At 47.3% G+C, this 26,895-nt stretch carries 23 protein-coding genes; 15 read left to right on the forward strand and 8 right to left on the reverse strand.

Annotated features, from left to right (window positions below):
• Nucleotides 1–7: 7 nt before the first annotated feature.
• Both nagA and nagB read right to left on the reverse strand, forming a co-directional pair.
• Complete coding sequence (gene nagA / locus BCT27_RS17950; protein WP_102316602.1) at nucleotides 8–1,144, reverse strand: N-acetylglucosamine-6-phosphate deacetylase; 1,137 nt, start codon at nucleotides 1,142–1,144, stop codon at nucleotides 8–10.
• A gap of 15 nt (nucleotides 1,145–1,159) precedes the next feature.
• The gene (nagB, locus tag BCT27_RS17955) at nucleotides 1,160–1,960 is read right to left on the reverse strand and encodes a glucosamine-6-phosphate deaminase (RefSeq protein ID WP_017014124.1); all 801 of its coding nucleotides are present in this window, start codon (nucleotides 1,958–1,960) and stop codon (nucleotides 1,160–1,162) included.
• Between the two features lie 265 nt (nucleotides 1,961–2,225).
• On the opposite strand from nagB, the gene nagE reads away from it, so the two are divergent.
• From nagE to glnS, 3 genes are all read left to right on the forward strand, one after another.
• On the forward strand, nucleotides 2,226–3,719 hold the full coding sequence (nagE, locus tag BCT27_RS17960; RefSeq protein ID WP_102316603.1) for an N-acetylglucosamine-specific PTS transporter subunit IIBC: 1,494 nt from the start codon (nucleotides 2,226–2,228) through the stop codon (nucleotides 3,717–3,719).
• Between the two features lie 92 nt (nucleotides 3,720–3,811).
• Nucleotides 3,812–6,490: a beta-N-acetylhexosaminidase gene (locus BCT27_RS17965; RefSeq protein WP_102396384.1), complete on the forward strand. Its 2,679-nt coding sequence runs from the start codon at nucleotides 3,812–3,814 to the stop codon at nucleotides 6,488–6,490.
• A 159-nt stretch (nucleotides 6,491–6,649) separates the two neighbouring features.
• Nucleotides 6,650–8,320, forward strand: a complete 1,671-nt coding sequence (gene glnS, locus BCT27_RS17970; RefSeq protein ID WP_102396385.1) for a glutamine--tRNA ligase — start codon at nucleotides 6,650–6,652, stop codon at nucleotides 8,318–8,320.
• A gap of 77 nt (nucleotides 8,321–8,397) precedes the next feature.
• Here the strand turns inward: glnS and fur are convergent, their stop codons facing one another.
• Complete coding sequence (fur, locus tag BCT27_RS17975; protein WP_017014121.1) at nucleotides 8,398–8,847, reverse strand: ferric iron uptake transcriptional regulator; 450 nt, start codon at nucleotides 8,845–8,847, stop codon at nucleotides 8,398–8,400.
• A gap of 195 nt (nucleotides 8,848–9,042) precedes the next feature.
• Here fur and BCT27_RS17980 point away from each other — a divergent pair, with 195 nt between their 5' ends.
• Entirely contained in the window at nucleotides 9,043–9,540 is a 498-nt protein-coding gene (locus tag BCT27_RS17980; RefSeq protein WP_102396386.1) for a DUF4442 domain-containing protein, read from the forward strand.
• Nucleotides 9,541–9,654: 114 nt separating this feature from the next.
• On the opposite strand, the gene fldA is transcribed toward BCT27_RS17980, so the two are convergent.
• The 3 genes from fldA to BCT27_RS17995 all read right to left on the reverse strand — a co-directional run bounded on the left by fldA (nucleotide 9,655) and on the right by BCT27_RS17995 (nucleotide 11,371).
• A complete protein-coding gene (fldA, locus tag BCT27_RS17985) occupies nucleotides 9,655–10,182 on the reverse strand; it encodes a flavodoxin FldA (protein WP_102316607.1) in 528 nt (175 codons plus the stop codon).
• A 133-nt stretch (nucleotides 10,183–10,315) separates the two neighbouring features.
• Nucleotides 10,316–10,537 carry a DUF2788 domain-containing protein gene (locus BCT27_RS17990; RefSeq protein ID WP_017008818.1) on the reverse strand — a complete coding sequence of 74 codons (222 nt, stop codon included), beginning with the start codon at nucleotides 10,535–10,537 and terminating at the stop codon, nucleotides 10,316–10,318.
• Between the two features lie 60 nt (nucleotides 10,538–10,597).
• The gene (locus tag BCT27_RS17995) at nucleotides 10,598–11,371 is read right to left on the reverse strand and encodes an alpha/beta fold hydrolase (protein ID WP_102396387.1); all 774 of its coding nucleotides are present in this window, start codon (nucleotides 11,369–11,371) and stop codon (nucleotides 10,598–10,600) included.
• Between the two features lie 100 nt (nucleotides 11,372–11,471).
• Here BCT27_RS17995 and seqA point away from each other — a divergent pair, with 100 nt between their 5' ends.
• Both seqA and pgm read left to right on the forward strand, forming a co-directional pair.
• The gene (gene seqA, locus BCT27_RS18000; RefSeq protein ID WP_017008820.1) at nucleotides 11,472–12,017 is read left to right on the forward strand and encodes a replication initiation negative regulator SeqA; all 546 of its coding nucleotides are present in this window, start codon (nucleotides 11,472–11,474) and stop codon (nucleotides 12,015–12,017) included.
• 138 nt (nucleotides 12,018–12,155) lie between these two features.
• Entirely contained in the window at nucleotides 12,156–13,802 is a 1,647-nt protein-coding gene (gene pgm / locus BCT27_RS18005) for a phosphoglucomutase (alpha-D-glucose-1,6-bisphosphate-dependent) (protein ID WP_102396388.1), read from the forward strand.
• Between the two features lie 71 nt (nucleotides 13,803–13,873).
• Here pgm and BCT27_RS18010 read toward each other — a convergent pair whose 3' ends face one another.
• The gene (locus BCT27_RS18010) at nucleotides 13,874–14,641 is read right to left on the reverse strand and encodes a DUF1853 family protein (protein ID WP_102316610.1); all 768 of its coding nucleotides are present in this window, start codon (nucleotides 14,639–14,641) and stop codon (nucleotides 13,874–13,876) included.
• A gap of 104 nt (nucleotides 14,642–14,745) precedes the next feature.
• Here BCT27_RS18010 and BCT27_RS18015 point away from each other — a divergent pair, with 104 nt between their 5' ends.
• Nucleotides 14,746–15,504 carry a Nif3-like dinuclear metal center hexameric protein gene (locus BCT27_RS18015; RefSeq protein WP_102396389.1) on the forward strand — a complete coding sequence of 253 codons (759 nt, stop codon included), beginning with the start codon at nucleotides 14,746–14,748 and terminating at the stop codon, nucleotides 15,502–15,504.
• A 97-nt stretch (nucleotides 15,505–15,601) separates the two neighbouring features.
• Here BCT27_RS18015 and BCT27_RS18020 read toward each other — a convergent pair whose 3' ends face one another.
• Nucleotides 15,602–16,891 (reverse strand): citrate synthase, encoded by a 1,290-nt coding sequence (locus BCT27_RS18020; RefSeq protein ID WP_102316612.1) that lies wholly within the window; start codon nucleotides 16,889–16,891, stop codon nucleotides 15,602–15,604.
• A gap of 404 nt (nucleotides 16,892–17,295) precedes the next feature.
• On the opposite strand from BCT27_RS18020, the gene sdhC reads away from it, so the two are divergent.
• The 8 genes from sdhC (at nucleotide 17,296) to sucD (ending at nucleotide 26,825) form a co-directional block, all read left to right on the forward strand.
• Complete coding sequence (gene sdhC, locus BCT27_RS18025; RefSeq protein WP_017017785.1) at nucleotides 17,296–17,688, forward strand: succinate dehydrogenase cytochrome b556 subunit; 393 nt, start codon at nucleotides 17,296–17,298, stop codon at nucleotides 17,686–17,688.
• Entirely contained in the window at nucleotides 17,682–18,029 is a 348-nt protein-coding gene (gene sdhD / locus BCT27_RS18030) for a succinate dehydrogenase, hydrophobic membrane anchor protein (protein WP_017008826.1), read from the forward strand. The genes sdhC and sdhD overlap by 7 nt, the downstream gene beginning before the upstream one ends.
• Nucleotides 18,030–19,796 carry a succinate dehydrogenase flavoprotein subunit gene (gene sdhA, locus BCT27_RS18035; RefSeq protein ID WP_017008827.1) on the forward strand — a complete coding sequence of 589 codons (1,767 nt, stop codon included), beginning with the start codon at nucleotides 18,030–18,032 and terminating at the stop codon, nucleotides 19,794–19,796.
• Nucleotides 19,797–19,811: 15 nt separating this feature from the next.
• Nucleotides 19,812–20,522: a succinate dehydrogenase iron-sulfur subunit gene (locus tag BCT27_RS18040; protein ID WP_017008828.1), complete on the forward strand. Its 711-nt coding sequence runs from the start codon at nucleotides 19,812–19,814 to the stop codon at nucleotides 20,520–20,522.
• 114 nt (nucleotides 20,523–20,636) lie between these two features.
• Nucleotides 20,637–23,447: a 2-oxoglutarate dehydrogenase E1 component gene (sucA, locus tag BCT27_RS18045; protein ID WP_102316613.1), complete on the forward strand. Its 2,811-nt coding sequence runs from the start codon at nucleotides 20,637–20,639 to the stop codon at nucleotides 23,445–23,447.
• Nucleotides 23,448–23,475: 28 nt separating this feature from the next.
• A complete protein-coding gene (gene odhB / locus BCT27_RS18050) occupies nucleotides 23,476–24,690 on the forward strand; it encodes a 2-oxoglutarate dehydrogenase complex dihydrolipoyllysine-residue succinyltransferase (RefSeq protein WP_102316614.1) in 1,215 nt (404 codons plus the stop codon).
• Between the two features lie 96 nt (nucleotides 24,691–24,786).
• Nucleotides 24,787–25,953 carry an ADP-forming succinate--CoA ligase subunit beta gene (sucC, locus tag BCT27_RS18055; RefSeq protein WP_017008831.1) on the forward strand — a complete coding sequence of 389 codons (1,167 nt, stop codon included), beginning with the start codon at nucleotides 24,787–24,789 and terminating at the stop codon, nucleotides 25,951–25,953.
• Entirely contained in the window at nucleotides 25,953–26,825 is an 873-nt protein-coding gene (sucD, locus tag BCT27_RS18060) for a succinate--CoA ligase subunit alpha (protein ID WP_102258744.1), read from the forward strand. The genes sucC and sucD overlap by 1 nt, the downstream gene beginning before the upstream one ends.
• Nucleotides 26,826–26,895 lie beyond the last annotated feature (70 nt).

A 26,895-nucleotide genomic window follows, 5' to 3' on the forward strand; every position in this document is an offset into this window, starting at 1 on the left:
AAATGTCCTAGTTCATTGAGTATTCGCCGTTAACTACAGTCGCTTTAACGTTAAAATCGCGATCAAACACGGTCAGGTTAGCGACATATCCTGGTTGGATAGCCCCTAGCTTGTCGTCCATGCCGATAGCTCGGGCAGGATACAAGGTTGCCATGCGGACCACTTCGTCTAAAGCGATGCCTACATGTTCGACAGAGTTTTGAACTGCTTCAATCATCGTCAATGCCGAACCACCAAGCGTGCCATTCTCATCTACACACTTGCCGTCTCGGTAATATACTTTCTTACCTACAAAAATAAAGTGATCCATGTCTGCTCCTGCAGGCGCTGCTGCATCAGTAACAAGAACCAGTTTTTCACCTTTCAATTTGTGGGCAATGCGAATGTTTGCATAGTCAACGTGGAAACCATCTGCAATCACACCCGTATAAACGTCAGGGGTGTCGTAGATAGCGCCAACCATACCAGGCTCGCGACCAGCGATAGGCGTCATCGCGTTGAACAGATGCGTAGCGAAGGTAATACCTGCACGGAAGCCTTTACGCGCTTCAACGTAGCTAGCGTTAGTGTGGCCAGCCGATACCACGATACCTGCAGCTGACAACTGACGAATATGCTCGTCTGGTGTTAGTTCAGGTGCCAAGGTAACTTTGGTCACAACATCTGCGTTAGCTGCAATGAAGTCAATCATTGCATCGTCAGAGCGACGAATGAAATCGACGCTGTGAATGCCTTTTTTCGCGACGTTTAGGTAAGGACCTTCAAGGTGCAGACCTAGCGCTTGGTTAGCGTATTTGGCTTGGTATTCACGAATCGCACTGACAGATGCCTTCATGTCTTCGTCAGAAGACGTAATAAGCGTAGGCAGGAAGCTGGTGCAACCTGACTTTAGGTTAGCCAAATGCATAGTGCGGATGGTATCAGCCGTCACTTCATCGTTGAACATTACACCGCCGCAACCATTGAGTTGCAGATCGATAAAACCTGGGCTTAGGTACGCGCCGTCTAATGAGCGCGTCTCAATGCCTTCTGGCAATTCATTTTCTGGGCAAACTGTCTGGATAAGACCGCCATCAACGATGACGGCATGGTTGTCCAGCACGTCGCTACCTGTGAATACACGGCAGTTAGTCAGTGCGTACATGAATACTTCCCTACCTTACAGGTTGTTAATGTTTTGTGCTTCTAGCTCTTGGAAGTACTTAACGGTCTTCACTTTCAGCTCAGCAGTTGATGGATCATCACACACCATCAGTGCTTTAGGATGCAACTGAAGGGCAGACACTGTCCACAAATGGTTTACAGAACCTTCCACAGCAGCTTGCAGAGCCAACGCTTTGTTGTGGCCAGTGATTAGGATCATCACTTCTTCTGCATCTAACAGTGTACCAACACCGATGGTCAGTGCATGTTTAGGTACTTGGTTGATGTCATTATCGAAGAAACGAGAGTTTGCGATACGCGTATCTTCAGTCAGTGTCTTGATGCGAGTGCGCGAAGACAAAGAAGACGCTGGCTCGTTAAATGCGATATGACCATCGTTGCCAATACCACCCATGAACAGGTTAATTTTACCAAACGATTTGATCTTGTCTTCGTAACGTTTGCATTCAACCATGTGGTCTTCTGCGTTGCCGTTCAGAAGGTTGATGTTTTCTTCTTTAATATCAATGTGGTTAAAGAAGTTGTTGAACATAAAGCTGCGGTAAGATTCAGGGTGGTCTGCAGGGATGCCACAGTACTCATCCATGTTGAATGTTACCACGTTTTGGAAGCTTACTTCGCCTTGCTTATGAAGGTTAATCAGCTGCTTATAAGTGTTCAACGGGGTGCCACCAGTCGGCAGACCCAGAACAAACGGACGTTCTTCTGTTGGAGCGAATTTATTAATTGCATCAACAATATAGCGTGCTGACCAAAGGCCTACTTCATGTGCGGTTTGTAAAGGGATAAGTCTCACGGGACACCTCTCAGTTAATTCGAAATCTGACTACGTATCATAGTGTAATTGTATCTTACTTTTTATCATAAAATAAGTTTTATGAGCGTGCTAGCAAAAAACCCGATCTTCTATTGTTTTGAGTGACCATAATCACATTTGCCTATGTTTTAATTTGCGGGGCGAAATTAATGGAATAAACTGCGAATGACTCACATAGGATCGTAAAAAAAGTCCCATGTTGTCATTCTACATCTGAGAAAGAACCACTATAGGGGGAACATAGGTGAATATTCTTGGGTATTTTCAAAAAGTAGGTAAAGCATTGATGGTGCCAGTCGCCACGCTTCCTGCAGCTGCAATTTTAATGGGTATTGGTTACTGGATTGATCCAAATGGTTGGGGTGCTAACAGTGCACTTGCAGCTTTCTTGATCAAAGCAGGCGCCGCAATTATCGACAATATGTCTGTACTGTTCGCAGTTGGTGTTGCGTACGGTATGTCTAAAGATAAAGATGGTGCTGCTGCGCTATCTGGTTTTGTTGGTTTCCTTGTTGTTACCACTCTTCTGTCTCCGGGCGCTGTTGCACAAATCCAGGGTATCGACCCTAGCGCTGTGCCAGCTGCATTCGGCAAAATCAACAACCAGTTCGTAGGTATCTTGGTTGGTATCGTTTCTGCTGAATTGTACAACCGTTTCTCTGCAGTTGAACTTCACAAAGCGTTGGCGTTCTTCTCTGGTAAGCGTCTTGTACCAATCCTGACGTCTTTTGCTGGTATCTTCATTGCGTTCATCCTGATGTACGTATGGCCAACCGTATACGGTGGTCTAGTAAGCTTCGGTGAAGGCATCCAAGGTATGGGTGAAGTCGGTGCAGGTCTATATGCATTCTTTAACCGTCTTCTGATTCCTGTTGGTCTGCACCACGCACTGAACTCAGTGTTCTGGTTCGACGTTGCAGGCATTAACGATATTCCTAACTTCCTGGGTGGCGCTAAGTCAATCGCAGAAGGTACTGCTACTGTTGGTGTAACAGGTATGTACCAAGCGGGCTTCTTCCCAATCATGATGTTTGGTCTTCCAGGTGCGGCACTCGCTATCTACCACACTGCGAAAGCTGAAAATAAAGAGAAAGTTGCATCTATCATGATCGCTGCCTCTTTTGCATCTTTCTTCACGGGTGTGACTGAGCCTCTAGAATTCTCATTCATGTTCCTAGCACCAGGTCTGTACGTACTGCACGCAGCATTGACAGGTCTTTCTGTATACATCGCTGCATCTATGCAGTGGATTGCAGGTTTCGGCTTCTCAGCTGGTCTTGTGGATATGGTTCTGTCTACGCGTAACCCGCTAGCCGTTAACTGGTTCATGCTGATTGCTCAAGGCGCTGTGTTCTCAGTGATTTACTACACTGTGTTCCGTGCTGTTATCGTTAAATTCGACCTGAAAACACCAGGCCGTGAAGACGATGATGAAGAATCAACATCTGGTGTTACTGGTTCAAAAGAAACGAGTGAACTAGCGCGTCAATACCTGAAAGCGCTGGGTGGCCACGACAACCTAACCAACATCGATGCATGTATTACTCGTCTACGTCTGACTGTTAAAGATGGCAACCAGATCGATGAGAAAACGCTGAAAGCACTTGGTGCGATGGGCGTTGTTAAATTGGGCACCAATAACCTACAGGTTATCTTGGGTCCTCTAGCAGAAATCGTTGCTGGCGAAATGAAAAAAGTTGGCGTTAGCGAAGATTTGACAAACGTCAAACTGCCATAATCTAATTTACTGACAAATTAGTTATCTAGCCGGCCTTTAACGGGGTCGGCTTTTTTTGGGCCTTTTTCGGCCGAATCGTAGGAAAAATGTACATGAATAAGACGTTTAAGCTTGGTTTTCTCTCTGTTGCGATTGCAACAGGCCTCGCAGGTTGTGGCGTTCTTCCACTGCAATCTGCTGATCAAAATGTTGTTGATGCATTAGCCTCTCAATTGGACATCAGTTATGACGTTCAAACTAACCATGGCGCGCAAGAAGGCCTTGCTTGTCAGGCGATGGGCGCTGAGTGGGCATCATGTAACAACGTCATCATGACGGTTGTTAACGAAGGTGAAGCCGTTGCTGATAACAACTGGCGTATTTATTTGCACAGCATTCGCGTCATTCTGGACGTTGCAAATGAAGATTTCACCATCAAACACATCACCGGTGACCTTTACGAGCTAGCCCCAACAGCATCTTTCAAAGGCTTCGCGAAAGACGAGACCGTTGAAATTCCGATGATTGCTGAATACTGGCAGTTGTTTGAAACAGACTTCATGCCACGTGCCTACGTGGTTGCTGGTGATGCAACACCACGTGCAATTGACTCTCTAAATACTGAAAACGTTGATGCATTTGTTGCTGAAATCGACGGCAATAAATGGAAGCGCACGCCTGAAGACAACAACATTCTGGCGACTGCGGCATCTCGTTTCGCGAAAAACAGCGATGTTGACGCCTTGTCTGAAAGTGCTATCGACGTTGCAATTATCCCAACCCCGCTGAAAACGCGCCAAATGCGCGGCGAGTTGAACGTAGCTTCTGGTTTTGCGCTTAGCAACAACGCGTTAGATGCTGAGCAGCTAGCGGCATTTGAAACACGTGCAGCGCTACTTGGTGTAAACACCAAAGGCGAAACCGCGCTAAGCATCACGCTGGATGAGAACGCGTTTAGCGGCGAAGAAGCGGTATCGGGCGCATACAAACTTGCGATCAACGCTGGTGGCGTAGAAGTACTAGGCTTCGACAGCGTCGGTGCTTTTTACGGTCTTCAGTCTCTGCTGGCTCTGACTGAAAAAGGCGAGAACGCAACCCTGCCAATGGTTGCGATTGAAGATGCACCACGTTTTGAATACCGCGGTGTGATGGTCGATGTGGGCCGTAACTTCCACTCAAAAGAAGCGATGTTGCGTACCATTGATCAAATGGCGGCATACAAGCTAAACAAACTTCACCTGCACCTGACCGATGATGAAGGCTGGCGTCTAGAAATCCCTGGCTTGCCAGAGTTGACCGATGTGGGTTCAAACCGTTGTCACGATCTTTCTGAGAAGTCATGCATATTGCCGCAGCTAGGTTCAGGTCCAACAACAGACAACTTCGGTTCGGGCTTCTTCTCTAAAGCGGACTACGTAGAAATTCTGCGTCATGCAAAAGCGCGCGGCGTTGAAGTTATCCCTGAAATCGACATGCCTGCTCACTCTCGTGCAGCCGTTGTGTCTATGGAAGCACGTTACTCTAAATATGCCGAACAAGGCGATCTTACGAAAGCAGAAGAGTTCCGTCTGATGGATCCATTGGATACATCAAATGTCACTACTGTTCAGCTTTACGACAAGCGCAGCTTCATCAACCCTTGTATGGATTCGTCGCTACGTTTCGTTGATAAAGTCATTACTGAAGTAAAAGCCATGCATGCAGAAGCGGGTATGCCGCTAAATACATGGCACTTCGGTGGTGATGAAGCGAAAAACATCAAGCTGAACGCAGGCTTCCAAGATATCAATGCGTCTGAGCCTGTGGCTTGGAAAGGCAACATTGATATGAGCAAAGAAGACAAGCCATTTGCTCAGTCTCCAATGTGTCAAAAAATGATAGCGGAAGGTGTGGCTGCAGACTTCGGTCACTTACCAAGCTACTTTGCAGAGCGAGTAAGCAGTGTTGTTAATGCTCATGGCATTGAAAACTTCCAAGCATGGCAGGATGGCCTGAAGTACTCGAAAGATGCGTCTGCGTTTGAAACCGAAAACACACGCGTAAACTTCTGGGATGTTCTTTACTGGGGCGGCGATGCGTCAGCATACGATTGGGCGAGCAAAGGTTACGATGTGATCGTGTCTAACCCTGACTATGTGTACTTGGATATGCCTTACGAAGTGGATCCGAAAGAGCGCGGTTATTACTGGGCAACCCGTGCGACTGATACCCGTAAGATGTTTGGTTTCGCGCCAGAAAACTTGCCACAGAATGCTGAAACGTCTGTAGACCGCGACGGTAATGGCTTCAATGGTAAAGGCACTGTAGATCACAACGAGGGTTTCTACGGCCTTTCTGCACAGCTTTGGAGTGAAACCGTTCGCACTGATGAGCAGTATGAGTACATGGTCTTCCCACGTGTGATCGCAGCGGCTGAACGTGCATGGCACAAAGCGGATTGGGAATCGGATTACCAAGTAGGTAAATCTTTTAACCTAGACACTAACTTCGTGAACAAAGACGCGCAGCTTCAAGACTGGACACGCTTTGCAAATGTCATGGGTCAACGTGAAATGGCGAAGCTGGACGCTGCAGGCATCCAATACCGCATTCCTGTTCCTGGTGCGAAAGTGGAAGCCGGTAAACTTCACATGAACATCAGCATGCCAGGTCTACCGCTTCAATACTCGATTGACGCAGGTAAGACATGGATCGATTACTCAGCGCCGGTGGCACTTGACAGCAATGTTAATGTAAAAGTACGCGCTTTGAGTGCAGACAAACAACGTGAAGGTCGCGTGGTTTCTCTGTAATTCCCCCTAAAAGCATCAAAGCCCGCGTCTCGCGGGCTTTTTTTTGTCCAAATGGCTTTGGTGCGTTCAGTAGTGGTTGAGTAAATAGCCACGATCGGGGATTATTGGGCGTTATTTTTAAGTTATGTCGAATTCGGTTCTTCCTACGAGGTATTTTTGATGAGTGAGTCTGAGGCTCGTCCAAGCAACTTTATCCGTCAAATCATCGACAAAGATTTGGCGAATGGTGCTCATGCAACTGTTCACACGCGTTTCCCGCCTGAGCCAAATGGCTATTTGCACATTGGCCATGCGAAATCTATCTGCTTGAACTTCGGTATCGCGAAAGACTACCAGGGACAGTGTAATCTTCGTTTTGACGATACCAACCCAGAGAAAGAAGATATTGAGTACGTTGAATCCATCAAGAACGATGTGAATTGGTTGGGTTTCCAATGGGACGGCGAGGTTTGCTATTCATCTGATTACTTCGATCGCTTACACGGCTACGCTGTCGAGTTGATTGAAAAAGGCATGGCATATGTTGAAGAGCTGAGCCCTGATGAAATCCGTGAATATCGTGGTACCTTGACGGCACCGGGTAAGCACAGCCCATACCGTGACCGCAGTGTTGAAGAAAACATTGCACTGTTCGATAAAATGAAGAACGGTGGCTTTGAAGAAGGTAAAGCGTGTCTGCGTGCGAAAATCGACATGGCATCGCCGTTTATGGTGATGCGTGATCCGGTTATCTATCGCGTGCGTTTTGCTCACCACCACCAAACCGGTGATAAGTGGTGCATTTATCCAATGTACGACTTCACGCACTGTATTTCAGATGCGCTTGAAGGCATTACACACAGCCTGTGTACGTTGGAATTCCAAGACAACCGTCGTCTTTACGACTGGGTGTTGGACAACATCACCATTGAATGTCAGCCACGTCAGTATGAGTTCAGCCGCCTGAATCTTGAATACACCGTGATGTCTAAGCGTAAACTGAGCCAGCTTGTTAGCGAAAACTTGGTTAACGGTTGGGATGACCCACGTATGCCAACCATTTCTGGTTTGCGTCGTCGTGGTTACACGCCTGCATCAATCCGTGAGTTCTGTAAGCGTATTGGTGTAACTAAGCAAGAAAACACCATTGAAATGAGCTCGCTGGAATCTTGCGTACGTGATGATTTGAACGAAAACGCGCCACGTGCAATGGCAGTGCTTGATCCTGTTAAGTTAGTGATTGAGAACTACGCAGAAGGTGAGATTGAAACATTGATCGCACCGAATCACCCGAACAAACCAGAAATGGGTGAACGCGAAGTGCCATTTAGCCGTGAGATCTGGATCGAGCGTGAAGACTTCCGTGAGGAAGCGAACAAGAAGTACAAGCGTCTTGTTCTCGGTAAAGAAGTGCGTTTGCGTAACGCTTACATGGTGAAAGCCGAGCGTTGTGAAAAAGACGAAGACGGAAACATTACGACGATCTTCTGTACCTATGACCCAGAAACCTTGGGTAAAGATCCCGCTGATGGCCGCAAACCGAAAGGCGTAATTCACTGGGTATCTGCGGATGCAGGCGTGGCAGCGGAAATTCGTTTGTACGACCGTTTGTTCACTATCGCAAACCCAGGTGGCGCAGATGATTTTGCAGCAACTATCAACCCAGAGTCACTGAGTGTGACCCGTGGTTATGTTGAGCCAAGCCTAAAAGCAGGCACTGCAGAACAAGCGTTCCAGTTCGAGCGCATGGGTTACTTCTGTGTTGATCGTAAAGACAGCACGGCTGACGCGTTGGTATTTAACCGTACCGTAGGCCTTCGTGATACTTGGGCAAAAATTGAAGCCAAGTAATTGAAACGCCAAGAATGTCGATAATAAAAAACCGGAGCCTAGGCTCCGGTTTTTTTATGTTCTTTTTTGCAAAGGTATTAATCTTCGTCGTTATGAATACTAGGATCTGCTTTGCAATCACCCTCTATGCAGTGGCCATAAAGGTAGAGACTGTGGTTGGTTAGACGCACATTGTATTGGGTCGCGATTTCGCGCTGGCGCTGTTCGATCGTTTCGTCGGTAAATTCGATCACTTTGCCACAATCTAAACAGACAAGATGGTCATGGTGATGTTGAGTGGCTAATTCGAATACGGACTTGCCGCCTTCAAAATGGTGACGAGTAACAATCCCTGCATCGTCGAATTGGTTTAATACGCGATAAACAGTAGCTAAGCCGATTTCTTCGCCAATATCAATAAGCTTCTTATAGAGGTCTTCGGCGCTGATGTGCTGACAGTCCGGCTGTTGCAAGACTTCTAAAATCTTTAAGCGCGGCAGGGTGACTTTTAATCCTGCGTCTTTCAGTGCCTTGTTGTTATCTGACATCCGGTGCTTCCTACGTAATTGCGTTTTCCCTAAGTGTGAGTGATAACGGGAAAATTGATAAGTAGCGTAACAAATGTGATAAGCCGCGGCTAGTAGGACAGACCAAATATCTGACTTAATTGCTTGGTTTTGCGGCTTGTTGTCGAAATGCAAAAGTGGCAGGATAGGACTGGTTAGACCAGAAAGGGATGTCTTGTGTACAAATACTACAAACCACAGATTGTGAAATGCGCATTAAATTGCTGGCCGCCTTTTTGGGGAGCAGGTATCAAAATCATGTCGATCAGCGATGACTTTCGTGCGACGAAAGTCAGATTGAAGCTGCGTTGGTGGAACAAAAATGCAAATCGCACTCAGTATGGCGGCAGTATTTTTTCAATGACTGATCCGATTTATGCCTTGATGCTGATGGGGATCTTACGCGAAGAATATTTCGTGTGGGACAAAGAAGCTGATATCAATTTTATCAAGCCGGGTGCTTCCGCGCTATTTGCTGATTTTGTTATTTCTGAAGATGTGGTCACGTCGATAAAGCAGCAAACCGCAGGGGGAGATAAAGTCTTTCCTGAATTTATTGTGAATGTGAAGAATGAAGATGGCGAAGTGGTAGCGCGGGTTCGTCGCGTACTTTATGTGCGTAAGAAGCCTGACTATCGAAAAGCGTCTAAAAACAAACATACCCAAACAACCTGAAAATGCCAGATTCAATTCGCCTGAAGGGAGACCCTCAACGCGCCAATCTTCAGGTTGTTTGTGCATAGGTATAAAAAAACGCGCCATCGGCGCGTTTTTCTCGAATGCACTGGCTTAGCCTTCTAGCTCTGCAAGACACATTTCTTCGTGAATTTGCTTCACCCAGTTTTCAACACGCTGAGCGGTTAACTCTGGTTGACGGTCTTCATCAACACACAGACCCACAAAGTGGCTGTCATCAACGAGCGCTTTAGACGCTTCAAACTCGTAACCTTCAGTTGGCCAATGACCAATGATGGTGCCGCCTTTGGTTTCAACGATGTCACGGACTGTGCCCATCGCGTCACAGAAGTACTCTGCGTAGTCTTCTTGGTCACCACAGCCGAAAATCGCAACCAGTTTGGTTGAGAAATCTACTTGCTCAAGTTCTGGGAAGAAGTCATCCCAATCACACTGTGCTTCACCGTAGTACCATGTTGGGATACCAAGCAGCAGAAGGTCAAAGTTATCGATGTCTTCTTTGCTACTTTTAGCGATGTCCTGAACGTGGACCAGTTGTTTACCCAGTTGTTTTTGAATCATCTTGGCGATAGCTTCAGTGTTACCTGTATCGCTACCAAAGAAGAGACCTACGCTCGCCATAATAGAGAGTACCTATTTTCTGTTAAGCGGGGTGCAATACATACAACCCCAAAATGTTAAGTGTAGAAGAAGGCCGCGCCTTCTTACTGTCGGAAACGTTTTTGCGTTTGAGTTGGGTTTGCAGACGGCTTTATCAGCCTATGCCCGTTCCTTCCCAAAACAATTGAATGACGCCTTTGGTGATAAACCCAGCGCATCCTAGAAAAAGTACCAGCCAAACGATACGTCGACCAAAAGGGGGTACATTTCCTTCGTTAAGTACGTCCTTGATTGCCATGCCGATAAAAAAGAAAATGCCTGCAAAAAGCAGGTCCAGTCCAATCTTTTCGAGCAACTCGAAATGCTCGTGCAGCATTTCCGCCTCCGTTCGGAACTATTATTCGTCGCGCACTATATCACAACAAAGAGTGGACTGTTAACGCTCTGACTTTGTTAAAAAGCGAGTGATCACGCGAGCAACCGTATCCGGTTTTTCAGCGTGCAGCCAATGCCCTGTGCCTGCAACAACGTGTGCTTTTGCCTGTGGAAATTGACGTTCGATGCTGTCGCGGTGTTCCGCAGCAATATAATCAGAATCTGCGCCTTTCAAAAACAGGGTTTTCTTGTCAAATACACCATCAAGTGGCCAATCCGTAATGTCATCGTAGTTGGCTTCTAGGGCGGCAACATTGAATCGCCAATCAAAGTGCCCATCGTCTTGCTTGGCGAGTGATTTTAACAAAAACTGCCTAACACCCGGTTCTTTCACATGCTGAGATAATGTTTGCTCTGCTTCTTTTCGGTTCGCGATAGGAGTCAGCATGGTGGCATTCAGACCGGCTAGCACAGCATCGTGGCGTCTTACACGGTATTGGACAGGGGCGATATCCATCACGACCAATTGATCAACAAGATCAGGGTTTGCCATTGCGAGGGCCATTGCGACCTTTCCGCCCATAGAGTGTCCAACAACAGAAACGTGATTCAGACCTTGTTGGGTTATGAAGTCCTTTACTGCACTCGCTTGCGATGAGTAGGTAACATCGTCGCTGCGAGGAGATTGACCATGATTGGGAAGATCAATCTGATACACCTTGTAGTTATCCGCTAAAACACGTGCCAGCCCGCCTAAATTATCTAAACTGCCGAAAAGTCCGTGGATCAACAATAAAGGTTGTCCTTCTCCTTGGATCTTAAAGTTCAAAAACACGGTTGTTTTCTCTCAATATGAATTGTTTGCCGTAGAGTATACCTCTCTAACTCTGTATAATCGCCCCGTTGAATTGTAATTAGGACACGATGATCAAACGATGAAGACGATTGAGGTTGATGAAGAGCTATACCGGTACATTGCCAGCCAAACTCAACACATTGGTGAAAGCGCATCTGATATTCTGCGTCGACTGCTAATGGCACCACAGGTTGAGCAGCCTTCCGCTGCTGCGTTGGAAACAGCGTCAAGACCACAAGGTATTGTTGTTAGTAAAGATGCAGGCAAGAGCGACACCATCGATCGTGTTAAGGAAATGCGTTCGTTGTTGATCTCTGATGAATTTGCCGCACAAGATAAAGCGATTGGTCGTTTTATGTTGGTGTTGTCGGCACTGTATCGTATTGATGGGCAATCATTTTCAGAAGCGACTGCGCTGAAAGGCCGAACCCGTGTCTATTTCGCTGATAATGAGCAAACGCTATTAGAAAGCGGAAAAACCACTAAACCAAAACATATTCCAAGCACGCCGTTTTGGGTTATTACTAACACCAACACTGGCCGTAAACGCCAGATGGTTGAGCAGTTGATGGCTAAAATGGGCTTTGCTAACGACATTACCGAGAAGGTTGTCGGCGAAATTTAGTGCTGGCGGTTGCCAAGCATTAACGCGAACGCATTGAGCTTTCAGTGCTGTTCAGCGTAACGCGAAATTTTAGAGGCTTTGTCTTTGACAAGCCTCTAACTCTATATAACTACTCATTTCCTGAAAGGATGCGACTGTATGGCTAGCCGCGATCGTGCAGGGCAACGTGCTCAGCAGCAAGATCTCTACAATATTCCTCTTCTTGTCTCAAACTACTTCCAGTTAACGCCAGACCCACAAAACGCTGATCACAACGTTGCCTTTGGTACGTCAGGCCATCGTGGATCTGCAGACAAGTCGACATTTAACCAACACCATATTTGGGCCATCGCTCAAGCCATTGCTGAAGTTCGCGCTGCAAATGGTGTCGCAGGACCGCTTTTTGTCGGTAAAGATACTCACGCATTGTCTGAGCCAGCTTTCTGTTCTTTGGTTGAAGTGCTGATTGCGAATGGCGTGCATGTCATTGCGCAGGAGCAAGGCGGGTATACGCCAACGCCGGGTATTTCACACGCTATTTTGGTTCATAACATTGCCAACGACACACTGGCGGACGGCATTGTGATCACGCCATCTCACAACCCACCACAAGATGGGGGCATTAAATACAACCCTCCGCATGGTGGACCTGCTGAAGGCGATATCACGAAAGCCATTGAGTCTCGTGCAAATGATCTTATTGCTGAGGGACTTGTGGGCGTTCAACGCATGGGCTACGCCGATGCGATCGCAAGTGATCTTTTCGTCGAGCAAAACCTTGTGCCTGCTTACGTTGAAGACCTTAGCAATGTGATCGACATGGCGGCCATCAAACAAGCCAATTTACGCATTGGTGTCGATCCACTGGGTGGTTCTGGCATTGATTATTGGAAGGCGATTGCCGCGCACTACGATTTGGACATTACACTGGTCAATGATGATGTTGATCCGTCGTTCCGTTTCATGTCGTTGGATAAAGACGGTGCAATCCGCATGGACTGTTCGTCGCCTTACGCGATGGCAGGCTTGCTTGCATACAAAGACAACTACGATTTAGCGTTTGGTAATGATCCTGATTTTGATCGCCACGGCATTGTGACACCTGCTGGCTTGATGAACCCGAACCACTACCTTGCGGTATGCATCGATTATCTCTACCGCAATCGTCCAGAATGGTCATCAGATATTGCCGTTGGGAAAACGTTGGTATCCAGTGCCATTATCGACAAAGTCGTTGCAAGCCTAGGCCGTGAACTTTGTGAAGTACCTGTTGGCTTCAAGTGGTTTGTTGATGGTTTATTCAGCGGCAAAATCGGCTTTGGCGGCGAAGAAAGTGCAGGTGCATCTTTCTTGCGTAAAGATGGTACACCTTGGTGTACTGACAAAGACGGCATTTTATTGTGTTTGTTGGCGGCAGAAATTACCGCGGTAACTGGGAAGAATCCACAGCAATATTACGATGAATTGGCCGCGAAGTTTGGTGCATCTAGTTACAACCGCATTCAAGCTGTTGCGAATGGACAGCAAAAAGCGGTGCTCAGTAAGTTGTCTGCCGAAATGGTGACTGCGGATACATTAGCGGGTGACTCAATCGTTGCGAAACTGACGCATGCTCCAGGTAACGGTCAAGCCATTGGTGGCTTGAAAGTGACCACTGAGTTTGGCTGGTTTGCAGCACGCCCATCGGGTACAGAAGACGTTTACAAAATTTACTGCGAAAGCTTTAAAGGCGACGCGCACTTGCGTCTGATTGAAGAAGAAGCAGAAAAAATCGTGAGTGACGTGTTCACAAACGCAGGACTATAACCCGCGTGAAAAATGACAAAGCCATCGCAAATTGCGGTGGCTTTTTTGTTTCTACCAATTGAAAAACATGTTTACGCGTGTGCAGTAGGCCAATCGTCAGGAACAATGAACCAGTGTTTACCCTCTTCGTCGACCACATGCTGGGCGCGCTGAAGTGGCGTTCTCATGATAAATGGCTCAAGCGTTGAGTATTGTGGTGCAGCCATCCACTGATGCCTTTCAAGCTCGAAGAAACGTTTTTCCGTTGGGCACTGTTTTGCCCAGCACCAATATCCTGATATTGCATCAGGTTCGACGTTAGGGTTTTCCACCTTTTGTGTATCTAAAAAGGGGTTTACGTATAAACGTCCTTGAACCAACAATTTCCGCTTGCTCACGTTTAGATGCGGGAATTGCGACACAAAGGCATCTGTTTGAGAAAGCGGCAGTTGGTGTCCCATCATCTTCTGATATTTTTTTGCGAGGGTGTCTTTGGCATTCGGTCCGTGCCACTCACCGTGATAGGCGAGGTAAAACTTTATCGCCACTTCCCAATGTTCCAATTCACCGCTCGCATTTTTCACGATGAAATCAATCGCACCGAGTGTTCTTCCGTTCTCGTCTACCTGAAGCTCCTCTTCGACGATTTGGTATTCAGGGTGCGCATTGAGCAGTGATTGAATCAACCATTGGTAGTAAAACCCGATTCGTCTTCCGCCTTGATAATCCAATTGGTGAGGACGTTGTTGTAACTGCCAAAACGCGTCATCAACTTGAATGTCGTTGCTGATACTGACCACACTGGGTGCGTTGAGGATCCATTCGATATCACGCTCGATTTGGTCTGGGTTGGAAAACATGGAGTTACATCCTTGATACGCAATAAGGCTAGGTTAACGTAAATCGGGTGCTTCGGTATACAATGTGGGAATACATCGACCCTTTTCCGTGATTTAGGATGAACATGAATAACTTCGAATTAGAAGCGCTGCTCAACACCTTTTTGAAGCCTCAGGCCATAAAAGATTACTGCCCTAACGGCATGCAAGTTGAAGGGAAGCCAGACGTGAAGAAAATAGTCACGGGTGTGACTGCGTGCCAAGCGCTGATTGACGAAGCTATTGCACATAATGCCGATGCAATATTGGTGCATCATGGTTATTTTTGGCGCGGTGAGTCTGAGCCTTTGAAAGGCATGAAGTTTCGCCGAATCAAAGCGTTGATTGAGAACGGTATTAATTTGTATGCCTATCACCTTCCTCTCGATGTGCATCCTGAAGTGGGGAACAACGCCCAGTTGGCAGCGATGTTGGATATCGATGTAAAAGGCGGGCTGGAAGAGGGGAATCCGAATTCTGTTGCCATTTGGGGCGAACTTAAAGCGCCAATGTCAGCTGACGCTTTCTCATCATTCATCCAGCAAAGATTGAATCGTACACCTTTGCATATTGATGGTGGCATGCCCGGTGACATCAAGCGTGTTGGCTGGTGCACCGGCGGTGGTCAGGACTTTATTGATCTTGCCGCAAGTAAAGGCCTGGATGCCTTCATTTCTGGTGAAGTATCAGAGCGCACCACATTCTCAGCAAGAGAGCAGGGGATCCATTACTTTGGTGCAGGACACCACGCGACTGAGCGTTATGGCGTGAAAGCATTGGGTGAATGGTTGGCACAACAGCACGGCTTTGACGTCAGTTTTATTGACGTTGACAACCCTGTTTAAGGCGTCAAGTTAAGCGAGAACATATTGCTTTTTATTGATGACTGACAGACATAAAAAAACGCCGCTATTGCGGCGTTTTTGGTTTCTTAACGTATGCTTAATCGCGTTCTTCGAGTGGCTTAAACTCACGCTGATCGTAACCAGTGTAAAGCTGGCGTGGACGACCGATACGGTTTTGAGGATCACCGTGCATTTCATTCCAGTGTGCAATCCAACCGATGGTACGAGACATCGCAAAGATTACAGTAAACATTGAAACTGGAATGCCAATCGCCTTCAGGATGATACCTGAGTAGAAGTCAACGTTCGGGTACAGTTTTCTCTCGATAAAGTACGGGTCAGAAAGCGCAATGCGTTCTAGCTCCATAGCAACGTCCAACAATGGGTCGTTGATATTCAGCTCATCAAGAACATCATGACATGCTTGGTTCATGACTGTCGCACGTGGGTCATGGTTCTTGTAAACGCGGTGACCAAAGCCCATCAAACGGAATGGGTCATCTTTGTCTTTCGCACGTTCAATGAACTCAGGGATGTTTTCAACTGAACCGATTTCTTCCAGCATCTTCAAACATGCTTCGTTTGCACCGCCGTGAGCAGGTCCCCAAAGTGATGCAATACCCGCCGCGATACAGGCAAATGGGTTAGCACCAGAAGAACCAGCTAGACGAACGGTAGAGGTTGACGCATTTTGTTCGTGGTCAGCATGCAGGGTAAAGATTTTATCCATTGCACGAGCAACAACCGGATTCACTTCGTATTCTTCACACGGTGTGGCAAACATCATGTGAAGGAAGTTTTCTGCATAGTCTAAATCGTTACGTGGGTAGATAAACGGCTGCCCAATTGAATACTTGTAACACATTGCCGCTAGGGTCGGCATTTTAGACAGCAAACGGTATGCTGTGATCTCACGGTGAACATCGTTGTTGATGTCGAGTGAGTCGTGATAGAACGCCGCAAGCGCACCAACAACACCAACCATTACGGCCATTGGGTGTGCATCTCGGCGGAAACCGTGGAAGAAGCTCGCGATTTGCTCGTGAACCATGGTGTGACGGCTTACAACGCGACGGAATTCTGTATATTGAGCTCGAGTTGGGCTTTCGCCATACAGAAGGATATAACAAACTTCTAAATAGTCAGCGTTATTGGCGAGTTGATCAATCGGATAGCCTCTGTGCAGTAAAACGCCTGCGTCACCATCAATATACGTAATTTGTGACTCACACGACGCTGTTGCAACAAAACCCGGGTCAAACGTAAAAAATCCATTTGCGCCCAAAGCACGAACATCGATCACTTCTGGACCGACTGTGCCTCCTTTGATCGGCAGTTCGATAGGTGCTTTCCCCTCAAGATGTAGGGTAGCTTTCTTATCTGCCATAACATTCTCCTTTGTTATTTTATAATCCTATCCCGGATACGGACCACGTTGTTGTACCGATCGCCGAATAATATGTCAATTTAGAGAAGTGAACTTTGTCGGGTGCGCGCAAGTATAAAAAATATGTGCAGTTTAAGTTAATGCTCTGTTTCGGGATTTCCGTCAATTTTATTGGTTTGTGTTTAAATGTTACGGGGCATATACTCTGCCGCAGGTCTCTGGATATTACACAAAGCCGAGGCGTTTCGGGGCTGAAATCGATATTTTTTCTGCGTAAAACGGCGCGTGAACTGCAGTAAATAGCAGTAGAGTCCGTAAAACGTAACCAAGATGTTGTAGGCCTAGCGCAGTCGCGAGATGTGATACCAGAGAGTGTTATAACAATAATTGCTCAATGGAGCTGAGTGGGCCATATCGTGAAAGTAAGAAAGCCAAGACCGGTAAACCTCGACCTCCAGACCATTCGCTTCCCTATCACAGCGATCGCGTCTATAGCGCACCGTGTATCGGGTGTAATTACCTTTATATCGGTTGCCATCCTACTATGGCTTTTAAGCCTATCCCTTTCCTCCCCTAGTGGTTTCGAGTCTGCTGCAGGCTTCGTAGATAGCTTCTTCGCCAAATTTATTCTGTGGGGCATTCTCACTGCTTTGGCGTATCACATCGTTGGTGGTATCCGTCACCTGATGATGGACATGAAGTATTTCGAAGAACTTGAAACAGGCACGTTGAGTGCACAAGTTGCATTCGGCGTAACAGCGTTTCTATCTGTTTTAGCGGGGATTTTAGTATGGTAGGACATGTATCTTCTTTCGGTAGAAACGGGGTTCATGATTTTATCCTGATCCGCGCAACTGCCATCATAATGACTCTTTATACCCTCTACATGGTGGGATTTTTTGCATTTGGCCCTGAGCTAACGTACCAAACGTGGCTCGAGTTTTGGAGTCAAACAAGCAATAAAGTCTTTACCATGCTGGCACTTGTTTGCGTGCTAATCCATGCGTGGATCGGTATGTGGCAGGTATTGACTGATTACATCAAGCCAACACTGCTTCGTGCGCTGATGCAGTTCGGTATCGTTGCTTTGCTGTTCGTCTATCTGTTGACCGGCTTTTTCGTTTTGTGGGGTGTGTAAGTGAGTATTCCAGTAAGAGAATTCGACGCAATTGTTATTGGTGCGGGTGGCGCAGGTATGCGTGCTGCACTTCAAATTTCTGAGCAGGGCCTATCTTGTGCGCTGCTTTCTAAGGTTTTCCCAACACGTTCGCACACAGTGTCTGCTCAAGGTGGTATTACCGTTGCTCTGGGTAACTCCCATGAAGACAACTGGGAATGGCACATGTATGACACCGTGAAAGGGTCAGATTACATCGGTGACCAAAACGCGATTGAGTACATGTGTAAAACGGGTCCTCAATCCATTATCGAGCTGGAGAAAATGGGTCTTCCATTCTCACGTTTCGAAGATGGAAGCATCTATCAGCGTCCATTTGGCGGTCAGTCAAAAGCGTTTGGTGGTGAGCAGGCAGCACGTACTGCAGCAGCAGCTGACCGTACAGGTCACGCATTGCTTCATACGCTTTACCAACAGAACATTAAAAACAAAACAACGATTTTTTCTGAGTGGTATGCGCTTGATCTCGTGAAAAACCAAGACGGTGCCGTTGTTGGTGCAACCGCGATGGACATGGAAAGCGGCGAGATTTGTTACTTCAAAGCGAAAGCAACCATCCTCGCAACAGGTGGTGCTGGTCGTATCTACCAATCTACAACCAACGCCCACATCAACACCGGTGATGGCGTAGGTATGGCATTGCGCGCAGGCGTGCCAATGCAAGACATGGAAATGTGGCAATTCCACCCTACTGGTATTGCTGGCGCAGGCGTTCTTGTTACTGAAGGTTGTCGTGGTGAAGGTGGTTACCTTCTCAACAAAGACGGCGAGCGCTTCATGGAACGTTACGCACCAAACGCGAAAGACCTTGCTGGTCGTGACGTTGTTGCACGTTCAATGATGGTTGAAATTCGTGAAGGCCGCGGCTGTGACGGCCCTTGGGGTCCACACCTTAAGTTGAAACTGGATCACTTGGGTAAAGACGTTCTTGAAGCACGTCTACCAGGCATTTTGGAACTGTCTCGTACATTTGCCCACGTAGACCCAATCAAAGAACCTATTCCTGTCATTCCAACCTGTCACTACATGATGGGTGGTGTGCCAACGCAAATTTCAGGTCAAGCCATCAAACAAGATCCGAACGGCAACGATGTTGAAGTTCAAGGCCTGTTTGCGTGTGGCGAGATCGCGAGCGTTTCTGTTCATGGTGCAAACCGTCTGGGCGGTAACTCGCTACTTGATTTGGTTGTATTTGGCCGTGCAACAGGTCTTCACCTTGGTGAAACGCTAGCAGCACAAGTCGAAGCGCGTGATGCATCTGAATCTGACATTGAAGCGTCTCTGGCGCGTGTGAATCGTTGGAATTCAACGCAGAAAGGCGAAGACCCTGTTCAAATTCGTAAAGATCTTCAATCTTGCATGCAGAACAATTTCTCGGTATTCCGTGAAGGTGATGCCATGGCGAAAGGATTGGAAGAGCTTAAAGTTATCCGTGAGCGTCTTAAAGAAGCACGCTTGGATGACACCTCTAGCGAGTTCAATACGCAGCGTATTGAGTGTTTAGAGCTTGATAACTTGATGGAAACAGCATTCTCGACGGCTGTTGCGGCTAACTACCGTACCGAAAGTCGTGGTGCTCATGCTCGCTTTGATTTCCAAGAGCGTGATGATGATAATTGGTTGTGCCATACCATCTACAACCCAGAAACAGAAGCAATGACCAAGCGTGATGTAAACATGGAACCGATTCATCGTGATACGTTCCCGCCTAAAGCGCGTACATACTAAGGGAGGTAGATAATTATGAAACTGAATTTCTCTGTATATCGTTACAACCCGGATGTTGATGACGCGCCGCACATGAAAGGGTACACCCTTGAAGTGCCAGACGGCTCGGACATGATGGTGCTGGATGCCCTGATCTTGTTGAAAGAACAAGATGCAACACTCGCGTTCCGTCGTTCTTGTCGCGAGGGTGTTTGTGGGTCTGACGGCATTAACATGAACGGTAAGAATGGATTGGCGTGTGTCACGCCGTTGTCAGCACTGACTGATAAATCCAGCATTGTTATCCGACCATTACCAGGTCTACCCGTTGTGCGTGACTTGATTGTAGATATGACGCAGTTCTACACGAATTACGAGCGCGTGAAACCGTTCTTGATTAACGATGGCACACCACCATCGCGTGAAAATCTGCAATCACCGGATGATCGTGCACACCTTGATGGGCTGTATGAATGCATCATGTGTGCGTGTTGTACAACGTCTTGCCCATCGTTTTGGTGGAACCCAGACAAGTTTATCGGACCTGCTGGTCTCTTGGCGGCCTACCGCTGGCTTATCGATAGTCGAGACACTGCGACGGACGAACGTTTATCAGATCTGGACGACGCTTTTAGTGTTTTCCGTTGCCATAGCATAATGAACTGTGTAAATGTTTGTCCTAAAGGGCTTAATCCGACAAAAGCGATTGGTCATATTCGATCGATGCTGCTCAAACGAGCTGTCTAAGCCGCCGAATTGATAAAAATCTAGATTTAGGCTCCTCGAAAGGGGGAGCTTAAAAGGAGCCCGGCTAGTCCCCAGGCATCGCAACACATATAACTAAGTGGTTAAGGGATAACAATGCAAAATGGCGTGATGAAGGCTTGGCTTGAGTCTTCTCATTTGGCTGGCGCCAATGCAACTTACGTAGAAGACCTCTACGAACTGTACCTCAGTGACCCCGAGTCTGTAGAAAGCGAATGGCGAGTAATTTTTGATGAATTGCCCGTTGTGAATGGAAAAGCACCCGAGCAGCCCCACTCAAGAGTTCGTGATTATTTCCGTAGACTCGCTACCGAGACAGCGCATCATAGTGCCTCAGTCAGTGACCCAGATGTAGACGCGAAGCAGGTTAAAGTATTGCAACTTATCAATGCTTACCGCTTTCGAGGACATCAACAAGCAAACTTGGATCCTTTAGGTATTTGGCAACGCGACCGTGTACCTGACTTAGATCCATCATTCCACAATCTCAACGAAGATGACTTCGAAGAGACCTTCAATGTTGGTTCTTTTGCTATTGGGCAAGAGAACATGAAACTTGCCGATTTGTATGACGCTCTGAATAAAACCTACTGTGGTTCTATCGGTGCAGAGTACATGCATATTACAGATACCGAAGAAAAACGTTGGCTCCAGCAACGCATCGAATCTGTAGTAGGTCAGCCTGAGTTTTCAACCGACGAAAAAATCACCTTACTTGAAGAGCTAACCGCAGCGGAAGGTCTTGAGCGCTATCTAGGCGCAAAATTCCCAGGCGCAAAGCGTTTTTCTTTGGAAGGTGGCGATGCCCTAATCCCAATGGTGAAAGAAATTATTCGCCAAGCGGGTGCAAACGGCGCACGCGAAGTTGTCGTTGGTATGGCTCACCGCGGTCGTCTGAACATGTTGGTCAACGTTCTTGGTAAGAAGCCTTCAGAATTGTTCGACGAATTTGCCGGTAAGCATGATGAAACATGGGGTACGGGTGATGTGAAATATCACCAAGGTTTCTCCAGTGATTTTGCAACGCCGGGTGGCGATGTCCACTTGGTCATGGCATTCAACCCCTCTCACCTAGAAATCGTGAACCCAGTTGTTATTGGCTCAGTTCGCGCACGTCAGGATCGTCTTGGTGATAAAGATGGTTCAACCGTCTTGCCCATTTCTATCCACGGTGACTCTGCGATTGCGGGTCAGGGTGTGGTTCAAGAAACGTTCAATATGTCGCAAGCGCGTGGTTATCGCGTGGGTGGTACTATTCGGATTGTTGTCAACAATCAGGTCGGTTTCACAACGTCTAACCCGAGCGATACGCGTTCAACACAGTATTGTACTGACATTGCAAAAATGGTTCAGGCACCAATCCTTCACGTAAACGCAGATGATCCAGAAGCGGTCGCTTTTGTTTCTCGCTTAGCGTTGGATTATCGCAATACGTTTAAGCGCGACGTCGTTATTGATTTGGTGTGTTATCGCCGTCATGGACATAACGAAGCTGACGAGCCTAATGCAACTCAGCCTCTGATGTACCAGAAAATCAAAAAACACCCAACACCTCGCAAACTTTACGCTGATGTCTTAGCGGACCAAAAAGTGGCAGACATTGAAAAGGCTACGTATCTCATCAACGAGTATCGTGATGCCTTGGATCGTGGTGAGCACGTCGTTAGAGAATATCGCCCGATGGCGCTTCATTCGGTCGATTGGTCTCCTTATCTTGGACACGATTGGACTATTGAGTGGCCAAACACGTTTGATATGACGCGGTTGGTTGAACTTGGTCATCGAGTATGCCAATACCCAGAAAGCCATGTATTACAAAGCCGTGTGAACAAGCTTTACAACGATCGCATGTCGATGGTTAACGGTGAGAAAGCACTTGATTGGGGTATGGCTGAAACGCTCGCTTACGCAACCTTGGTTGATGAAGGTAAACGTATTCGTATCAGTGGTCAGGACGCGGGTCGAGGAACATTCTTCCACCGACATGCGGTATTGCACAATCAAACCGATGCAAGCACCTATATTCCGCTATCGAATATTCACGACAACCAAGGACCATTCCAAGTGTTTGACTCCGTGTTGTCTGAAGAAGCGGTATTGGCTTTTGAATATGGTTATACCACGGCAGAACCAGGTGGTTTAACGATTTGGGAAGCACAATTCGGTGATTTTGCGAACGGTGCTCAAGTCGTTATTGACCAGTTTATTAGCTCTGGTGAGCAAAAGTGGGGTCGCATGTGTGGCTTGACGATGCTTCTACCTCATGGCTATGAAGGTCAAGGTCCTGAACACTCGTCTGCACGTCTTGAACGCTACTTGCAGCTTTGCGCTGAGCAAAACATGCAAGTCTGTGTGCCTTCTACGCCAGCACAGATTTATCACATGATTCGTCGTCAAGTACTTCGCCCAATGCGTCGTCCATTGGTTGTCATGTCACCTAAATCTTTGTTGCGTCATCCGTTATGTACCTCTTCGCTCGAAGAACTTGCCAATGGCAATTTCCAAGCAGCAATTGGTGAAGTGGATGATCTGGATGCTGAAGCAGTGAAGCGCGTAGTCTTTTGTTCAGGCAAAGTTTACTACGACTTGCTTGAAACCAGACGTAAAGAAGAAATTAAAGACGTTGCAATTGTACGTATTGAGCAGCTGTACCCGTTCCCGAAAGAGGACGTTCAAGCGGCGATTAGCCAGTATGTCAATGCGAAAGACTTTGTGTGGTGCCAAGAAGAACCTCAAAACCAAGGTGCTTGGTACAGTAGCCAACATAATTTCCGTCTCGCTATCCCGGCGGATGCCACGTTGAGTTATGCAGGACGCGCAGCGTCAGCATCTCCCGCTGTTGGTTATATGTCGGTGCACCTAAAACAACAAAAAGCGTTAATCGAAGACGCGCTTACCCTGAATTAAGAACTAGAAAGCTAAGGAAAATAACGATATGACAATCGAAATTCTGGTTCCCGACCTACCCGAGTCTGTTGCGGATGCGACAGTGGCAACATGGCACAAGAAACCTGGCGACGTTGTTGAACGCGACGAAGTTTTGGTAGATATCGAAACCGATAAAGTGGTTCTTGAAGTGCCTGCACCTGAAGCTGGTGTGTTGGAAGCTATTATTGAAGAAGAAGGTGCTACGGTACTTTCAAAGCAACTGCTCGCGAGAATCAAAGCGGGCGCCGTTGCTGGTGAACCAACGCAAGACTCCACAGCATCGACTGAAGCATCGCCAGACAAACGCCACACGGCGTCGCTGACGGAAGAACAAAGTGACGCGCTAAGCCCTGCGGTTCGCCGCTTGCTTGCAGAGAATGATCTGAAGGCTGAGCAAGTGAAAGGCACAGGTGTTGGTGGCCGTATCACACGTGAAGACGTGGAGGCGTTCGTTAAGCAAGGTGGTGCGAAAAAAGCAGCACCTGCGCAACAGGCAAAAGACGATACGCCATCTCTTGGCCACCGCAGTGAGAAGCGCGTCCCTATGACACGTCTTCGCAAGCGTGTTGCTGAACGTCTGCTTGAAGCGAAGAACAGCACTGCAATGCTGACAACGTTCAACGAAGTGAACATGAAACCTATCATGGACATTCGTAAGCAATATAAAGATGTGTTTGAAGAGCGTCATGGTATCCGTTTGGGCTTCATGTCTTTCTACGTGAAAGCAGTAGTAGAAGCATTGAAACGTTACCCTGAAGTAAACGCATCTATCGACGGTGATGAAATCGTCTATCACAACTTCTTTGATGTCAGCATGGCTGTTTCAACCCCTCGTGGTTTGGTAACACCAGTGCTTCGCGACTGCGACCGTCTTGGTTTGGCAGACGTTGAAAAGGGCATCAAAGAATTGGCGCTTAAAGGTCGCGACGGCAAGTTAACCGTTGACGATCTTACGGGTGGTAACTTCACTATCACCAATGGCGGCGTTTTTGGTTCATTGATGTCGACGCCAATCATTAACCCACCACAAGCTGCAATTCTTGGTATGCACAAGATCCAAGAGCGTCCAATGGCAGTGGATGGCAAGGTTGAGATTCTACCAATGATGTACCTTGCTCTTTCTTATGATCACCGTTTGATCGATGGACGTGAGTCTGTAGGTTTCTTGGTCACCATTAAAGAGCTTTTAGAAGACCCAACGCGTTTGCTGCTTGACGTATAAGCAGTCCGACTTCTGTCGGTAACAGGGGACATGACGTCCCCTGTGTGGAAAGCAATATTAGACTTATAACATGGAAACTGACACGGATAGAACATCATGAATCTGCACGAATATCAGTCAAAACAGCTGTTTGCTGAATACGGGCTGCCAGTATCGGAAGGGTACGCCTGTGACACTCCTCAAGAAGCTGCGGAAGCAGCGGACAAGCTTGGCGGCAACAAATGGGTTGTAAAATGCCAAGTACACGCTGGTGGTCGCGGTAAAGCGGGCGGCGTAAAGCTTGTTAGCACAAAAGAAGAAATCAAAGAGTTTGCTCAAAACTGGTTGGGCAAAAACCTTGTCACTTACCAAACAGATGCGAACGGTCAACCTGTAAGCAAAATCTTGGTTGAAGATTGCACTGACATCGACAAAGAACTTTACCTTGGTGCTGTTGTTGACCGTGGCACACGCCGCGTTGTTTTCATGGCATCAACGGAAGGTGGTGTGGAAATCGAAAAAGTTGCGGAAGAAACGCCGGAACTGATCCACAAAGCCGCGATTGATCCATTGGTTGGCCCTCAGCCATACCAAGGTCGTCAACTTGCATTCAAACTTGGCTTGCAAGGTGACCAAATCAAGCAGTTCACCAAAATTTTCATGGGCATCGCTAAGCTGTTCATTGAGCGTGACGTTGCATTGGTTGAAGTTAACCCGTTGGTGATTACTGACAAAGGTAACTTACACTGCCTAGATGCAAAACTGACCATCGACAGCAACGCTGTTTATCGTCAACCAAAAGTGCGTGAAATGCACGATCCTAGCCAAGACGATGCACGTGAAGCGCACGCAGCTCAGTGGGAACTGAACTACGTTGCTCTAGATGGCAGCATTGGCTGTATGGTTAACGGTGCAGGCCTTGCCATGGGTACGATGGACATCGTAAACCTGCATGGCGGTAGCCCAGCAAACTTCTTGGATGTTGGCGGCGGCGCGACAAAAGAGCGCGTTACTGAAGCATTCAAAATCATCCTATCTGACGATAATGTAAAAGCCGTTTTGGTGAACATCTTCGGCGGTATCGTACGCTGTGACCTTATTGCAGATGGCATCATTGGTGCTGTTGAAGAGGTAGGCGTTAAGGTACCTGTTGTTGTTCGCCTAGAAGGTAACAACGCAGAACTTGGAACTCAAAAATTGGCCGATAGCGGCCTGAACATTATTGCTGCGACCTCACTGACTGAAGCAGCTGATAAAGTTGTTGCTGCAGCGGAGGGCAAATAATGTCTGTTTTGATCAATAAAGATACCAAAGTTATTTGCCAAGGTTTTACCGGTGGTCAAGGTACGTTCCACTCTGAGCAAGCGCTTGAGTACGGTACGCAAATGGTAGGTGGTGTTTCTCCTGGTAAAGGCGGCACAACTCACCTTGGTCTTCCTGTATTCAACACAGTGGCGGAAGCTGTGGAAGCTACGGGTGCAACAGCATCTGTTATCTACGTGCCAGCACCATTCTGTAAAGATGCAATCCTAGAAGCGATTGATGCAGGCGTTGAGCTAATCGTCACCATCACAGAAGGCATTCCTACGCTAGACATGCTAGAAGTGAAAGTGAAGCTAGATGAAGCTGGCGTTCGCATGATCGGCCCTAACTGCCCAGGTGTTATCACCCCAGGCGAATGTAAAATCGGTATTATGCCGGGTCACATTCACAAGCCAGGCAAAGTGGGTATCGTATCGCGCTCAGGTACATTGACTTACGAAGCTGTTAAGCAAACGACAGATGAAGGTTTCGGCCAATCTACTTGTGTAGGTATTGGTGGTGACCCAATTCCAGGTTCAAACTTTATCGACGTTCTAGAAATGTTCGAGAAAGATCCTGCGACTGAAGCGATCGTAATGATCGGTGAAATCGGCGGTACTGCAGAAGAAGAAGCTGCTGCATACATCAAAGAGAACGTCACTAAGCCTGTTGTTTCTTACATTGCAGGTGTTACCGCGCCTCCAGGTAAGCGTATGGGTCACGCTGGTGCGATCATCTCTGGTGGTAAAGGTACTGCGGAAGACAAATTTGCGGCACTTGAAGCTGCAGGTGTGAAAACCGTTAAGAGCCTTGCAGACATCGGCAAAGCACTTCGCGAAAGCACTGGCTGGTAATACAGCTAACGCGCTGTCTTCGGATACGCTGAAAAACAAAAACCGCTCTTATGAGCGGTTTTTTTATGCG

Origin of the sequence: Enterovibrio norvegicus, assembly GCF_002876705.1 — a bacterium.
In the GTDB taxonomy this organism is placed as follows: Bacteria; Pseudomonadota; Gammaproteobacteria; order Enterobacterales; family Vibrionaceae; genus Enterovibrio; species Enterovibrio norvegicus_B.

Bases quoted from the DNA above. Each gene is read 5' to 3' on its own strand.
- nagA (WP_102316602.1), bottom strand. From the start codon at position 1,144: ATGTACGCACTGACTAACTGCCGTGTATTCACAGGTAGCGACGTGCTG.
- odhB (WP_102316614.1), top strand. From the start codon at position 23,476: ATGACAATCGAAATTCTGGTTCCCGACCTACCCGAGTCTGTTGCGGAT.
- BCT27_RS17990 (WP_017008818.1), bottom strand. From the start codon at position 10,537: ATGCTGCACGAGCATTTCGAGTTGCTCGAAAAGATTGGACTGGACCTG.
- BCT27_RS18015 (WP_102396389.1), top strand. From the start codon at position 14,746: ATGAATAACTTCGAATTAGAAGCGCTGCTCAACACCTTTTTGAAGCCT.
- BCT27_RS17965 (WP_102396384.1), top strand. From the start codon at position 3,812: ATGAATAAGACGTTTAAGCTTGGTTTTCTCTCTGTTGCGATTGCAACA.
- seqA (WP_017008820.1), top strand. From the start codon at position 11,472: ATGAAGACGATTGAGGTTGATGAAGAGCTATACCGGTACATTGCCAGC.
- fldA (WP_102316607.1), bottom strand. From the start codon at position 10,182: ATGGCGAGCGTAGGTCTCTTCTTTGGTAGCGATACAGGTAACACTGAA.
- BCT27_RS18040 (WP_017008828.1), top strand. From the start codon at position 19,812: ATGAAACTGAATTTCTCTGTATATCGTTACAACCCGGATGTTGATGAC.
- fur (WP_017014121.1), bottom strand. From the start codon at position 8,847: ATGTCAGATAACAACAAGGCACTGAAAGACGCAGGATTAAAAGTCACC.
- sdhD (WP_017008826.1), top strand. From the start codon at position 17,682: ATGGTAGGACATGTATCTTCTTTCGGTAGAAACGGGGTTCATGATTTT.
- sucD (WP_102258744.1), top strand. From the start codon at position 25,953: ATGTCTGTTTTGATCAATAAAGATACCAAAGTTATTTGCCAAGGTTTT.
- sucA (WP_102316613.1), top strand. From the start codon at position 20,637: ATGCAAAATGGCGTGATGAAGGCTTGGCTTGAGTCTTCTCATTTGGCT.
- pgm (WP_102396388.1), top strand. From the start codon at position 12,156: ATGGCTAGCCGCGATCGTGCAGGGCAACGTGCTCAGCAGCAAGATCTC.
- BCT27_RS18010 (WP_102316610.1), bottom strand. From the start codon at position 14,641: ATGTTTTCCAACCCAGACCAAATCGAGCGTGATATCGAATGGATCCTC.
- BCT27_RS18020 (WP_102316612.1), bottom strand. From the start codon at position 16,891: ATGGCAGATAAGAAAGCTACCCTACATCTTGAGGGGAAAGCACCTATC.
- sucC (WP_017008831.1), top strand. From the start codon at position 24,787: ATGAATCTGCACGAATATCAGTCAAAACAGCTGTTTGCTGAATACGGG.
- glnS (WP_102396385.1), top strand. From the start codon at position 6,650: ATGAGTGAGTCTGAGGCTCGTCCAAGCAACTTTATCCGTCAAATCATC.